Below are 13790 nucleotides of genomic sequence, written 5' to 3'. Positions count from 1 at the left end.
CAAGTTGATTGGAACGGAAGGTGCGAGACTCCTGGGGGATCAGCGGGACAGGTGAGACTCCTAAGGGTGCGGAGCGCCGAGGAGGCTCACCGCACGCCCCCCGGAAAGCGAGCGGCCTGGAGTGGAAATCAACTACTTACAACTATTACAGGTTGATCAAATTTTTAAAAAGCAAAATTTCGCAACTTGAAATTTTGCTTTTTCTTTTATTTTGAAACTGTCATAATAAGGTAGATAGACAAGAAAGCACTATTTGGGGGAAGTTTGATGATTACAGTGGGTGAACCGTTATATTTAGAGCCGTTGTTTTCCGACAAAAAAGATAAATACCGCTGCAAGGTGTTCGATGTAAAAGAGGATCATCTTTACATTGATTATCCGAGTAACGAGAAAACAAATCGCACGGAATATTTTTTTGATGGAACACAGTTTAAAGCTTCTTTTGTAGATAAAGAGAGAAACGTCTACACATTTCGAACAGAGCTTTTAGGTAGAAAGATCGAAAATATTCCAGTCTTGATGATCACTTCTCCAAAAGAAGAAGAGATCCATAAGATTCAGCGAAGAGAATTTGTAAGAGTTGAAACGATGATAGACACGTCTGTTCTTAACAAAGATGATGCGTATCCACCATTTAACTCTGTTATTCTTGATCTAAGTGCAGGAGGAATGCTGCTTTCTCTTCCAGTCGAGCATGCCGTAAAGAGTGAGGATCGGTTGAACTGTTTAGTCGTTTTTCCAATGCAATCCGGAGAAAAACTATATCTGGACCTAGACTGCACAGTGTTAAGAGTATTTGATGGGGGAGCAGGCGGGCGGCAGAAAGCGTCCCTTCAATTTGAGAAAATCACACAAAGAGATCGCCAGCATATTATCCGATTCTGCTTCGAACAGCAACTGCTTAAGAAGAAAAAAGAGAGTGTAAGTCTATAGAAATGCATAGAGTTTTTCTTTTTGGGAAAAATACTCCCGAAAAGAAGGTGACGTACTTATGAAACGATTTGAACGAATATTGATTCAGCTTGCCGTAGTTCATTTTATTTTACTAGTTGCCGCGCAATTTTTGCTTGAGATTCCTTCCTTTAAGTTATATACAAACAAGAGCATCTATTACGAAGGAGTCATCAAGAATGACCAACAACCAACTTTGGAAACCATAGACCGTTAAACAACATGTATGGTAATATACATATAGATTAAGTCTGATGAATTCAGATTTATACACAGAAAAAAGCAGGGGATACTCACCTGCTTTTTATTGCTATGTATGCATAGTCATAGGTATGGGGTAGGAGGAAACATGAAAAAATTATTATCGATCGCCATTGATGGACCGGCTGGAGCAGGAAAAAGCACGGTAGCCAAACAAGTAGCTGAACGTCTTTCTTTCATTTACATTGACACGGGTGCTATGTATAGGGCACTTACGTATAAAGCTCTTCTAAAGGGAGCAAATCTTAATGATGGACGCGAACTAGAAATCGTTTTGAATGATACAGATATTCAATTAGTAATCACCGATGGTGGACAAGCTGTACTTCTTGACGGAAAAGACGTATCAGAAGAGATCAGAACAACTGAAGTAACCAATAATGTATCATTTGTTGCAAGACAGCAAGAAGTACGAACTGAAATGGTAAAAAGACAGCAGCTACTAGCTGAATCTGGCGGAGTAGTCATGGATGGCCGTGATATCGGTACACACGTTATGCCGAACGCGGAGCTGAAAATTTTCTTAATCGCTTCTGTAGAAGAAAGAGCGCGCAGACGCTATGAAGAAAATATAACAAAAGGGTTCGAAGCAGATTTCGAACTTTTAAAAAGCGAGATCGCATTAAGAGATAAACGTGACAGTGAAAGAGAAGTAGCTCCACTAAGAAAAGCAGAAGATGCTATCGAGCTGGACACAACAAGTATGACGATCGAAGAGGTAGTTTCAAGCATTCTTCATTATGCAAAAGAAAGGGCTTTGTAAAATGATGCTTTATTCTTTCGGAAAATGGCTATGTGGGACATATTTTAAAGGAACATATAAGCCAGAAATCGTTGGAGCTGAAAATGTGCCGAAAACAGGAGGCATACTTCTATGTTCCAATCATATCCACAACTACGATCCACCGCTTGTAGGGGTCGCTTCACCACGAGATGTCCATTTTATGGCGAAAGCAGAACTCTTCTCGGTACCGGTTTTAAAACATATCCTGCCTAAGATCAACGCTTTTCCAGTAAAGCGCGGGATGAGCGACAAAACGGCATTAAAAACAGGGATGAACCTTTTAAAAGAGGGAAAAGTTGTAGGGCTGTTTCCAGAAGGAACCCGCTCAAAAACGGGAGAGATCGGAGAAGGCCTAGCGGGAGCTGGTTTCTTTGCTCTTAAATCAGATGCTCACATTGTTCCATGCGCGATCGTTGGAGAATACCAAAAAGGAAAAAAACTAAGAGTCGTTTTCGGCAAACCGATCGACTTTACACATTTTCGGGAGCAAAAAGCTTCCGCAAAAGAAGCGACAGAGCTTATAATGAAACATATAGCTCAGTTGAAAAAAGAGCATGAATAAATAAATTACTTACTTATCTTTAAAGATGAACTTTGAGTTGTTTTGTAAACTTCCTTGAATATTGATTGAAGTGTAAGGTGCGAGACTCCTAGGGGATCAGTGGGCCAGGTGAGACTCCTAAAAGCGCATAGCGCTAGGAGGCTCACCGCACACCCCCAGGAAAGCGAGCAACCTGAAACGGAAATCATACTTTCAACAGTGCTACTTTTGCAAAACAACTCCATGATCGATGTTAATGTTCTTTCATACCGAAAGTTCAATAAATTACTTTTCTAATTTTTGAGGAGGTCACGAACATGACAGACGAAATGAGCACAAGTTTAACAAATGCTTCTATGGCTGAAAAAGGTGAAATCATTAAAGGTACTGTACTAAAAGTGGAAGACAAACACGCGTTAGTGGATATCAGCGCTAAGCAAGATGCGTTTTTACCGATCAATGAAGTATCAAGTCTTTTCATTGAAAAGGTAAGTGACGTATTAAGTGAAGGAGATCAGATCACGGTTAAAGTACTTTCTCATACAGAGGACAAGCTTCTTGTTTCAAAGAAAGCTGTGGACACTGAAAAATCATGGAGTGAACTCGAAGAAAAGTTTAATTCTAAAGAAACGTTTGAAGTCGTTGTTCACGATGTAGTAAAAGGTGGACTAGTGGTAGACCTCGGCGTGCGAGCGTTCATTCCAGCTTCTATGGTCGAGTCTCACTTCGTTGAAGATTTTTCAGATTATAAAGGAAAAACACTTTCTGTGAAAATCGTAGAGCTCGATGCAGAAAAAGGTCGTGTTATCTTATCTCATCGTGCAGTAACAGAAGAAGCTGCGGTAGCAAAGAAACAAGAGATTCTAGACCGTTTAGCACCAGGCGAAATCATTGAAGGTAAAGTACAGCGTTTGACTGACTTTGGTGCTTTCGTAGATATTGGCGGAGTTGATGGATTAGTCCATGTTTCACAGCTATCTCATAACCGTGTTGATAACCCGTCAGAGGTTCTTAGCGAAGGTCAGACGGTAAAAGTAAAAGTTCTATCTGTTGACCGCGATAATGACAGAATTTCATTGTCGATAAAAGAAACGCAGCCTGGTCCTTGGGAAGAAGCAAGTTCGTCCATCCAAGCTGGAAGTGTAATTGAAGGTACGGTTAAGCGCATCGTTACGTTTGGTGCATTCGTGGAAGTGGCACCAGGTATTGAAGGTTTAGTTCACATCTCAGAATTAGCAAACCGCCATATCGGAAATCCCAGTGAGGTTGTTAAAGAAGGTCAACAAGTTTCTGTTAAAGTTCTTGAAGTAAACAGTCAAGATAAGAGAATGAGCTTGAGCATGAAAGCCGTTCAAGATGAGAAGGAAAAAGCAAACCTTAAAGAAAATCTTCCGAAAGAAGAAAAAGGTTTTTCTTTAGCAGACATGATTGGTGACCAGCTGAAAGGTTATAAATAATACCACATTCGATACAGCTCTCGATGATTAGATCGAGGGCTGTTTTTCTTGCGGTTAGAAGTGGACCTAATGTGGCAATAATGCTATCGAGGTGAAAGAGATGAACGATGGCATACTTTTTTATTGGTTCATGTGGATGAGCTGGGTTGTTTCTGCCTTTCTTATGCGAAAAGGAAAATCAAGAAATCAATGTGTACTTATAACATTGTTCGGAATTATATTGTCCGGTATAAATCTTCATTTTTCTGTAGGAAGCATGAATGCTGCTTTTACATTCTTCTTGTTGATCGGTTTGATTCATGTGATCAGATATAGTCATCAGCTCTTTTTTTTCGTTACTAGCAGTTTTATAGTGGCTACAGCTTTTGTTTCGATCGAGCTTTTTGCTTTATACGACCCCGCAAAGCTGTTTCTGAACAAGAAGATAATTCTCCTCATATTCTTAACACTTTTAACGATTACGTTAGCAAGAAGTAAAAAAGATCTTTTCAGTTTGTTCGCTATAGGTCTTTTTATTGGCGATGCCGCTTATCAATTCATCATTCTCAGGCTCGCTGGCAAGGTCGAGATCGGATCTCTATATGTATTGGATTTGTTTGCCTCAACTTCTACGGTGCTCTTTTTTATGGTAGTATTGGTAGATATGTTCAAAAAAATAAGACGAACAACTTTAAAAAGGGTTACTTCAGCGAAGCAGATTTAGTAGAGAATCAGTTGTCTAAACCATAAGTAATTTGCTAAAATAAGTGGACTTGTCTAATTACAAGAAAATGATAGAGCATATAAAAAAAGAAAATTTGATGATTGACTTGATCAGGAAAAAAGGGAAGTGTCTACATGACGAAACCAGTTTTAGCCATAGTAGGAAGACCAAATGTAGGAAAATCTACTATTTTTAACAGAATTGCCGGAGATCGTATCTCGATCGTAGAAGATATGCCAGGTGTAACGCGTGACCGTATTTATAGCTCAGCAGAGTGGTTGAACACAGAATTCAACTTAATCGATACAGGCGGTATTGAAATCAGTGATGCACCATTTATGAGTCAGATGAAAGAACAAGCAGAACTTGCGATTGAAGAAGCGGATGTTATTCTATTCCTTGTAGATGGAATGAACGGAATTACAGCTGCTGATGAAGAAGTGGCAAAGATGCTGTTCCGATCTAAAAAGCCTGTCGTATTAGGTGTAAATAAGATCGATAACCCAGAACGTAAAGAATTGTTATATGAGTTCTATAGCTTAGGAATGGGCGAGCCGATCGGTGTATCAGGTACACATGGTATCGGTCTTGGAGATCTTTTAGACCAAGTAGTAAGTCATTTCCCTGAAACAGTTGCTGAGGAGAAAGAAGACGATACGATCTACTTTTCTTTGATCGGTAGACCGAACGTAGGAAAATCTTCTCTTGTGAATGCTATCTTAGGTAAAGAACGAGTTATTGTAAGTAATATTGCTGGGACAACGAGAGATGCGATCGATTCGAGTTTTGAGCGTGAAGATCAGAAGTATGTAATCATCGATACGGCTGGTATGAGAAAGCGCGGAAAAGTATATGAAACAACAGAAAAATATAGCGTTATGCGTGCGATGAAAGCGATCGAACGTTCCGATGTTGTCCTTATGGTCATCGATGCTGAAGAAGGGATCATCGAACAAGATAAGAAAGTCGCTGGTTTCGCGCATGAAGCGGGTAAAGCAGTAGTGATCGTCGTTAATAAATGGGATGCTGTTGAAAAAGACGATAAGACGATGCAAAAGTTTGAGCAGAAGATTCGTGATCATTTCTTATATCTTTCTTATGCGCCGATCGTTTTCGTATCTGCTTTAACTAAGCAGCGTCTTCATCAGTTGTATCCTGTAATCAATCAGGTTGCAGAAAATCATTCACTTCGTGTTCAAACGAACATCTTGAATGAAGTGATCATGGATGCTGTTGCGATGAACCCAGCGCCAATGGATAACGGAAAAAGACTGAAGATCAACTATGCGACGCAAGTGGCGTCAAAACCACCTACGTTCGTTATCTTTGTTAATGATCCTGAGCTTTTCCACTTCTCATACAAACGTTTTCTGGAGAACCGTATTCGAGAAACGTTTGGTTTTGTTGGGACACCGATTAAAATCTTTGCTAGAAAGAAAAACGACTAATCTTCCATGACGACGATCGTACTCTTCGTTATTTCTTACTTGATCGGAAGTGTTAGTTTCAGTTATTTGCTGACTAAAGTATTGAGAAATGAAGATATTAGGAATCATGGAAGTGGTAACGCCGGTGCAACGAATACGCTTAGAGTGTTAGGAAAAAAACCGGCAATCGCCGTTTTGCTATTAGACTGCTTCAAAGGTATTCTAGTTGTCTGGGTTGCCTTATGGTTCACAGATTCTTCCTTCATTGCAGTTCTGTGCGGCATGACAGCCGTCATCGGTCACAACTATCCCGTCTTTTATGGATTTAAAGGCGGGAAAGGTGTGGCTACAGCAATTGGTGTTTTTGCTGCGATTGCATTCTTGCCATCACTTGTAGCAGGTGTTATCGCGATCATAACCATATGGATATCCAGATTTGTTTCATTAGGTTCTATTGTTTTTTTAATTCTTACTCCATTTTTCATGTTGTATCAGTTTAATCTTTCACTAGAAGCCGTATTAGCTAGCTTCGTTCTTTCGATTGTTTCAATCTGGAAGCATCGTGGAAATATAGCAAGGATCTGGAATGGGAATGAACGTAAAATTTAATAGTGGAGTGTGACACGTATGGATAATGTTGCTGTTTTAGGTGCTGGAAGTTGGGGTACTGCCCTTGCCATCGTTTTGGCTGACAACGGTCATAACGTTTCTCTGTGGGGACGCAGAGAAGATCAGGTCAAGGAGATCAACAACGATCATAAGAATGAAAAATATTTACCTGGCGTTGAACTCCCTGAAAACATACAAGCAACAACTCAGTTGAACGAATGTGTGAAAGAAGCGGACACGATCGTACTCGTCACGCCGACAAAAGCGATGAGAGAGGTACTCGGACAATTAAAGAACGAATTGAACTCTCCTGTTACAATCGTTCATGCTTCAAAAGGCATCGAGCCTGGTACATATAAACGGATTTCTGAAATCATTGAAGAAGAGCTTCCTGAAAGGGTATTAGATTCTGTGGTCGTTCTTTCAGGTCCAAGTCATGCAGAAGAGGTATCTCTAAGGCAGCCGACTACTGTTACGGTATCTTCAGTAAACATGAAGGCTGCTGAAAAAGTACAAGATCTTTTTATTAATCAAAATTTCCGGGTCTACACGAATCCTGATGTTGTCGGAGTGGAGCTTGGTGGTGCTCTTAAGAACATCATCGCTCTAGGTGCAGGCCTTTCTGATGGGTTAGGTTATGGTGATAACGCGAAGGCGGCTTTAATCACGAGAGGTCTGGCTGAGATCGCTCGACTAGGTACACATATGGGTGCCAATCCTCTGACCTTTTCAGGTCTTACAGGAATTGGAGATTTGATCGTAACGTGTACGAGTGTTCATAGCCGTAACTGGCGTGCTGGAAATATGCTTGGAAAAGGTATGAAGCTGGAAGATGTTCTTGAGAACATGGGCATGGTCGTTGAAGGCGTTAGAACCACACAAGCAGCGTACGAATTGAGTAAACGAGAAGAAGTGGAGATGCCCATCACACAAGTGCTGTATGATGTATTGTTCAATGGTAAGGGCGCAAAACAGGCTGTTGACGATCTGATGCAGCGTTCTCGCACACATGAAGTAGAAGATGTATCTTCTTTAAAGAGCTAAACACACAGTCGATAGGCGAATGTCTAAAAAATTTTAGGCAATCGCCTTTTTTTCTTTCACGCTTCCAATCTCCCTGCATACGATAAGGTGAAAAGGAAGTGGGAGGAGGACTTCAGGTGGAACGTGAACAACACTTTTTTGATAAGATCGAGAAGAAAACAAGTGTGAAAAAGGATGATATTTTTAAACTTGCTCAATCCGTAAGCGGGTCAAATCTTCGTGACGAGCGCACGATTCGTATGCTGATTTCCCAAGTATCTTCTATGGCTGGAGTGGCGGTTTCAAAACAAAAAGAAGATCAGATCGTTCAGGCTGTTCTTAACAATAACATACCTCTCGACTTAGCAACATTATCTAAAATGTTTGAAGGTAAGTAGGCTCAATCTTTATAATTGTATAAAGTGGATTAGCACCTAAAATCATGGAAGTGTTCCTTCAGTACAGGAAGTATTTAGTCGAACACCCGGTCACGCCCGGGTGTTTTTTTGTTTGGTTTTTTAAATTTAGATGGGCTGTTTCCATGATTTCGAAAGTAGTTGTTTTCGTTCCAAGTTGCTCGCTTTCCGCGGGGCAGCCTCCAAGTCCAACAATAACAACAAAATCGTCACGCGTAATCCTTACTATGATCAATAAACAAGTGTAGTCTCTTACAGAATTTCAACTTCCGAAAAAGTAAAGGAAATACCAAGAATTATGCTATAATGTACGCTGTGGACAAGGAGGATACATATGAGTGAAGGTTTGTTAAAAATGTGGGTGGCTCTATCAGCCATCGGTTTAATGTTTGTTGCTGTTTTCTCTATCATGTTTAGTCGAGCGAAATTATCTGGAGTCTTTCAGACTGTCGTTTCGCTATTCGCGTGGATCTGCATGATCGTAGCAGGTATTCTAATCATCATCGTTGTGTTCAGCGGACCTGTACAAGGTTAGAGGAGGAAGTCTATATGTCTAAAAAATGGTGGATTCCTTTATGTTTAATTTTATTTACACTTTCAGGATGTTTATATCCGGAAGAAAGAAAAACACAGAACCGAGTTCCTTATCAAGATCAGATTACTGCGGTTCAGCAAGCCGTTGAGAGTTTTCAAAAAGATACGGGTGTACTGCCGATTAAAACAAAAGAGGCAGATACAGATATCTATCAAAAATACTTGATCGACTTTAATAAACTAGTTCCAAAATATATGCAAGAACCTCCGGGCAATGCTTTTGAAAAAGGCGGAACCTTTCAATACGTATTGATCGATGTAGAGACAAAGCCGACTGTAAAGCTTGCAGACCTTGTATTAACGGATAAAGTTCAGGATATACAGGTTGCTTTAAATATCTATATGGCCGAGCACGATTACCCGCCATTTAAAAAGATAGAAGCACAAGGCAGACACACTCTTGATTTTAAGAAGTTAGGATTTAAGGAAGATCCGTACGTTACAAGTCCTTTTACGGGGAAGAAACTGCCATTTATGATCAATGGTGATGCAAAGATTTTTATAGATTACAGGAAAGATCTAAGTGCAGCGATCACAAGCTACCTGGATGAATTGGATAAACACGAAGACATACGTCACCTACTAGCCGTTCATTCGTTTTTTGTGCCTGTCTATTCCGTTCCATATACAGTTGAAAATAATAAACCTATTTTTTTAATAAAATAGGCATGAACTCTCCCTTTTTCTAATACATTCATAGAAAAGGCGGAGAGATTTTTTTTGGAAATCCTTTTAACGAAACAAGCTTTATAGTTTCATCGGTAGGCACTCTAGTGCGCCCTCCCGTTTTTATGGAACTATACAACCGAGAAAAGCGAGGATCCAATAAAAATTTCCGTTCCTTTGTCATAATCAATAGGACAAAATCATACGATGTATTGTCCAAGACTAGCATCCGGAACTTTATTTGGATCGGGAGGGAAATGAATGGAGAAAATCGATATTTTCAAAGATATCGCCGAACGGACAGGCGGAGATATCTACTTGGGTGTAGTAGGAGCAGTTAGAACAGGGAAGTCCACATTTATTAAGAAGTTTATGGAGCTTGTGGTGCTGCCGAACATTGATAATGAAGCAGAACGCCAACGTGCTCAAGATGAATTACCGCAGAGTGCAGCTGGACGCACCATTATGACCACTGAGCCCAAATTTGTTCCAAACAATGCGGTGAAGATCAATGTAGGTGATGGGCTAGATGTTAACATACGTCTCGTTGATTCAGTAGGTTATGCGGTGCCGAGTGCAAAAGGGTACGAAGATGAAAACGGCCCAAGAATGATTCATACACCGTGGTATGATGAGCCGATTCCGTTTCATGAAGCTGCTGAAATCGGTACTCGAAAAGTTATTCAAGAACACTCCACGCTTGGAGTAGTAGTAACAACAGATGGGACGATCGGTGAGATTCCAAGATACGATTATGTGGAATCAGAAGAACGGGTGGTTGAAGAGCTGAAAGAAGTTGGAAAGCCGTTTATCATGCTGATCAACTCTACACAGCCACACCATCCAGACACGCAGAGACTTCGCAACGAGCTTTGTGAAAAATACGATATTCCTGTACTCGCGATGAGTGTTGAAGCGATGACTGAGCATGATATTAACAACGTGTTAAGAGAAGCGTTATATGAGTTTCCGGTGCTTGAGGTCAATGTTAACCTTCCTAGCTGGGTAATGGTCCTTCGTGAGAACCATTGGCTGCGTGAAAGCTATGAAGAAGCAGTAAGAGAAACGGTTCAAGACATCAAACGTTTGCGTGATGTAGATAAGGTTGTAGGGTTCTTCGCTGACTATGATTTTATCGATGACGCAAGACTCGCAGGAATTGAAATGGGGCAAGGGATCGCTGAGATCGACTTGTTCGCACCTGATTACCTGTACGACCAGATCTTAAAAGAAGTGGTGGGCGTTGAGATTCGAGGCAAAGACCATCTGCTTCAGCTGATGCAAGAATTTGCATACGCTAAGACGGAATACGATCAGGTGGCAGACGCACTAAGAATGGTTAAGCAAACAGGATATGGAATCGCGGCACCAGCAATTACTGATATGAGCCTCGATGAGCCTGAGATCATCCGTCAAGGATCTCGATTCGGTGTAAGACTGAAGGCGATCGCACCTTCCATTCACATGATTAAAGTAGATGTAGAATCAGAGTTCGCGCCAATTATCGGTACGGAAAAACAAAGTGAAGAGATGCTGAGATACTTGATGCAAGACTTTGAAGAAGATCCGCTATCAATCTGGAATTCTGATATCTTTGGAAGATCGCTAAATTCTATCGTAAGAGAAGGAATCCAAGGGAAGATCTCACTGATGCCAGAGAATGCAAGATATAAATTAAAAGAGACATTAGAACGTATTATAAATGAAGGTTCAGGCGGTTTGATTGCCATTATTTTATAACTTTTGGACTCCTATCATCAGGAGTCTTTTTTTTGTTCGTTAACGATTAAGGTAACTGTATATCTTTGTATGTTTGACTAGAACAAATGACCTGTGCTAAGAGAGTGACTTTATTACCTCGCGAGGGGAGATTTTTTGTAAAAAAAGGTCAAAAAATAAGGAATTTTAAGGGTTGAATAGCGAAAAACGCCTAAAAAAGATTGAATTTCTCAATGTAATCGTATAATATAAGGCTTGTCACAGATATAATTAGTAAAATCTTGTATATTACATAAATGAAGGAATCATGATTCAAAAGTTGAATGATGGTGAATAGTACCTTGAGAGGAGGTGAATGGAATGAACAAGACTGATCTAATCAATGCAGTATCTGAGCAAGCTGAGCTTTCTAAGAAAGATGCATCTAAAGCAGTTGACGCTGTTTTCGAAGCAATCACTGGTACACTACAAAGCGGTGATAAGGTTCAACTTATCGGATTTGGTAACTTTGAAGTTCGTGAGCGTGCAGCTCGTAAAGGCCGCAACCCGCAAACTGGTCAAGAGATCGAGATCTCTGCTAGCAAAGTTCCTGCTTTCAAACCAGGGAAAGCCCTTAAGGACGCTGTTAAATAATTGATACATAGGGCAACTTAAAAAAGACCGTGAATCCATTCACGGTCTTTTTTATATGGATTTGAAAGAGTGGGACGATTTATCGGCAAGAATTGGGATTATATCAGCAAGATTTTGATTTTATCGGCAAGAATGAGATTATATCGGCAACAATCAAAATATATCGGCAAGGATCCAATTTTATCAGCAATTCACTCAAAGAATCACCCGCCATCAAAATCGAAGCTTACTATTCGATCAGATCCACTCCGCACACGGCGTAAGGGTTTTCTCTTTTTGCTATTCTCTCTTCATTATGCTAAAATTTTTCTATTGTGTGAATGGAATTGGAGGACAACCGGCGTGGCAGAAGTTCAAAAAGAAAAAATTGAGTTAGCGGTAAAAATGATATTAGAAGCGATAGGTGAAGACCCTGAGCGAGAGGGTTTAATAGATACACCAAAACGTGTTGCAAAAATGTATGAAGAAGTATTCCAAGGATTGAACCAAGATCCTAAAGAGCACTTTGCTACTATTTTTGGAGAAGATCATGAAGAGTTAGTGCTTGTAAAAGACATTCCTTTCTACTCCATGTGTGAGCATCATCTCGTACCTTTCTTCGGAAAAGCGCATATCGGATACATACCTAAAGGAGGCAAAGTAACAGGATTAAGCAAGCTTGCTAGAGCTGTGGAAGCTGTTACAAAACGACCTCAACTTCAAGAAAGAATCACATCGACGATTGCGAACAGCTTGCTGGAGACTCTCGAACCTCACGGTGTGATCGTTGTGATCGAAGCAGAGCACATGTGCATGACGATGCGTGGTGTTAAGAAACCGGGCTCTATGACGGTTACTTCAGCAGTTCGTGGTGTTTTTGAAAAAGATCCTGCGGCTCGTGCAGAAGTACTAAGTTTAATCAGAAACTAAGGAGGTAACTTCATGAAATCAGAATTTGATTTTTTCGTGATCAAAGCGAAAGAGAACGGCGTAAACGTAATCGGCTTGACTCGTGGAACTGAAACAAGATTTCACCATTCTGAAAAGCTTGATAAAGGTGAAGTGATGATCGCTCAGTTCACAGAGCATACTTCAGCTGTGAAAGTTAGAGGAAAAGCTGTGATCTACACGAAACACGGAGAAGTAGATACAGAATCGTAAAGATCACTTTCGGCAGTACATGTGCCAAAAAGCTGGGCTAAAGATAAGCCTAGTTTTCTTTATGTCTTTTAAAGAGGTTGAATCCTAATAATTTTGGCGACTATGTTATAATAAGAAAGCACAATTTTGCTGTGTCATTGGAGGGATTTGATGAACACCATGGAACAGATTCAACGTTTAAAACAGCATACACTTTTATTGATGCAGCACAGTTATGTAGAACGATATATCCAACCTCCAGTATTTAATGAATCCAAAGTATTCATCACGTACTGTCTTTTGCGCGAACTACAATTGGATGAAGCTGTCGAAGCAGAGTACTTCAGTTCGATTACTCTCATTCAGTCTGCATTGGACCGTCATGATGACATTTTAGAAGAGCAAATCAATAAGAACAAAAAGAACCGTCAGCTTGTTGTATTGTCTGGCGATTATTTTAGCAGTCTATACTACTTACTTTTATCTCACTGTGAAAATTTAGATCTGATCTCAAAGTTATCGAGCGCGGTTCAGGAAATTAACGAACTGAAGGCAGATCTGCATATTCATAGCAAGGACAAGTTTTCAACTTCGAGTGTAGAATATTTAAAAGCCATACAGAAGATCGACAGTCTTTTATTAACAAAAGCTGCTGAATCGTTTGGACTCTATACATATATACCGTTTATTGAAAGGTATCTAACTGTGTCACGATATCACAGCCTTGAAACGAGAAGAAGATTAAGTGACGAACAGTTGAACTACCTCGAGACATGCGAGGCGGAAGTAAAGAACAAAGAAGTTAAAATACCGCTGTTGTTTCATAGAGAAGGATACAGCTTGGTAGATGCTAGCAAAAATGACTTAATGTTAGGAGAGGGTTAATC

17 protein-coding genes are annotated in these 13790 nt (G+C 40.2%); all 17 read left to right on the top strand.

The genetic code is table 11. The features are described 5' to 3' along the window. Positions 1 to 267: 267 nt before the first annotated feature. Positions 268 to 933, top strand: a complete 666-nt coding sequence (locus ACNJYY_RS13050; protein WP_416728851.1) for a flagellar brake protein — start codon at positions 268 to 270, stop codon at positions 931 to 933. 58 nt (positions 934 to 991) lie between these two features. After that, the gene (locus ACNJYY_RS13045) at positions 992 to 1168 is read left to right on the top strand and encodes a DUF5359 family protein (RefSeq protein WP_171005421.1); all 177 of its coding nucleotides are present in this window, start codon (positions 992 to 994) and stop codon (positions 1166 to 1168) included. Positions 1169 to 1300: 132 nt separating this feature from the next. Further along, positions 1301 to 1975, top strand: a complete 675-nt coding sequence (gene cmk / locus ACNJYY_RS13040) for a (d)CMP kinase (protein ID WP_416728850.1) — start codon at positions 1301 to 1303, stop codon at positions 1973 to 1975. A gap of 1 nt (position 1976) precedes the next feature. Then, a complete protein-coding gene (locus tag ACNJYY_RS13035) occupies positions 1977 to 2558 on the top strand; it encodes a lysophospholipid acyltransferase family protein (protein WP_416728849.1) in 582 nt (193 codons plus the stop codon). 296 nt (positions 2559 to 2854) lie between these two features. Further along, entirely contained in the window at positions 2855 to 3994 is a 1140-nt protein-coding gene (gene rpsA, locus ACNJYY_RS13030; protein WP_416728848.1) for a 30S ribosomal protein S1, read from the top strand. A gap of 100 nt (positions 3995 to 4094) precedes the next feature. Continuing rightward, positions 4095 to 4697, top strand: coding sequence for a hypothetical protein (locus ACNJYY_RS13025; protein WP_416728847.1), 603 nt, complete (start codon positions 4095 to 4097; stop codon positions 4695 to 4697). Positions 4698 to 4831: 134 nt separating this feature from the next. Continuing rightward, positions 4832 to 6145, top strand: a complete 1314-nt coding sequence (gene der / locus ACNJYY_RS13020; protein ID WP_066395717.1) for a ribosome biogenesis GTPase Der — start codon at positions 4832 to 4834, stop codon at positions 6143 to 6145. A gap of 6 nt (positions 6146 to 6151) precedes the next feature. Then, positions 6152 to 6733 (top strand): glycerol-3-phosphate 1-O-acyltransferase PlsY, encoded by a 582-nt coding sequence (plsY, locus tag ACNJYY_RS13015; protein WP_416728846.1) that lies wholly within the window; start codon positions 6152 to 6154, stop codon positions 6731 to 6733. An 18-nt stretch (positions 6734 to 6751) separates the two neighbouring features. Beyond that, the gene (locus ACNJYY_RS13010) at positions 6752 to 7777 is read left to right on the top strand and encodes an NAD(P)H-dependent glycerol-3-phosphate dehydrogenase (protein WP_416728845.1); all 1026 of its coding nucleotides are present in this window, start codon (positions 6752 to 6754) and stop codon (positions 7775 to 7777) included. 116 nt (positions 7778 to 7893) lie between these two features. Continuing rightward, positions 7894 to 8154: a stage VI sporulation protein F gene (locus tag ACNJYY_RS13005; protein WP_066395705.1), complete on the top strand. Its 261-nt coding sequence runs from the start codon at positions 7894 to 7896 to the stop codon at positions 8152 to 8154. A 352-nt stretch (positions 8155 to 8506) separates the two neighbouring features. Continuing rightward, the gene (locus ACNJYY_RS13000; RefSeq protein WP_416728844.1) at positions 8507 to 8707 is read left to right on the top strand and encodes a DUF2768 domain-containing protein; all 201 of its coding nucleotides are present in this window, start codon (positions 8507 to 8509) and stop codon (positions 8705 to 8707) included. A gap of 14 nt (positions 8708 to 8721) precedes the next feature. Continuing rightward, positions 8722 to 9432 carry a hypothetical protein gene (locus ACNJYY_RS12995; RefSeq protein ID WP_416728843.1) on the top strand — a complete coding sequence of 237 codons (711 nt, stop codon included), beginning with the start codon at positions 8722 to 8724 and terminating at the stop codon, positions 9430 to 9432. Positions 9433 to 9693: 261 nt separating this feature from the next. Next, complete coding sequence (gene spoIVA / locus ACNJYY_RS12990) at positions 9694 to 11172, top strand: stage IV sporulation protein A (protein WP_137789039.1); 1479 nt, start codon at positions 9694 to 9696, stop codon at positions 11170 to 11172. A 339-nt stretch (positions 11173 to 11511) separates the two neighbouring features. Next, positions 11512 to 11784 carry an HU family DNA-binding protein gene (locus ACNJYY_RS12985; RefSeq protein ID WP_066241877.1) on the top strand — a complete coding sequence of 91 codons (273 nt, stop codon included), beginning with the start codon at positions 11512 to 11514 and terminating at the stop codon, positions 11782 to 11784. Between the two features lie 342 nt (positions 11785 to 12126). Beyond that, positions 12127 to 12693 carry a GTP cyclohydrolase I FolE gene (gene folE / locus ACNJYY_RS12980; protein WP_197130680.1) on the top strand — a complete coding sequence of 189 codons (567 nt, stop codon included), beginning with the start codon at positions 12127 to 12129 and terminating at the stop codon, positions 12691 to 12693. A gap of 12 nt (positions 12694 to 12705) precedes the next feature. Continuing rightward, a complete protein-coding gene (mtrB, locus tag ACNJYY_RS12975; protein ID WP_066241872.1) occupies positions 12706 to 12924 on the top strand; it encodes a trp RNA-binding attenuation protein MtrB in 219 nt (72 codons plus the stop codon). 150 nt (positions 12925 to 13074) lie between these two features. After that, positions 13075 to 13788 carry a heptaprenyl diphosphate synthase component 1 gene (locus tag ACNJYY_RS12970; protein ID WP_416728842.1) on the top strand — a complete coding sequence of 238 codons (714 nt, stop codon included), beginning with the start codon at positions 13075 to 13077 and terminating at the stop codon, positions 13786 to 13788. Positions 13789 to 13790: the final 2 nt, after the last annotated feature.

It is taken from the genome of Fictibacillus tiangongensis, assembly GCF_048083785.1.
Classification (GTDB): Bacteria; Bacillota; Bacilli; order Bacillales; family Fictibacillaceae; genus Fictibacillus.
The sequence above is the reverse complement of the archived record's forward strand: the minus strand, read 5'-3'. Positions and strand labels throughout refer to the sequence as shown.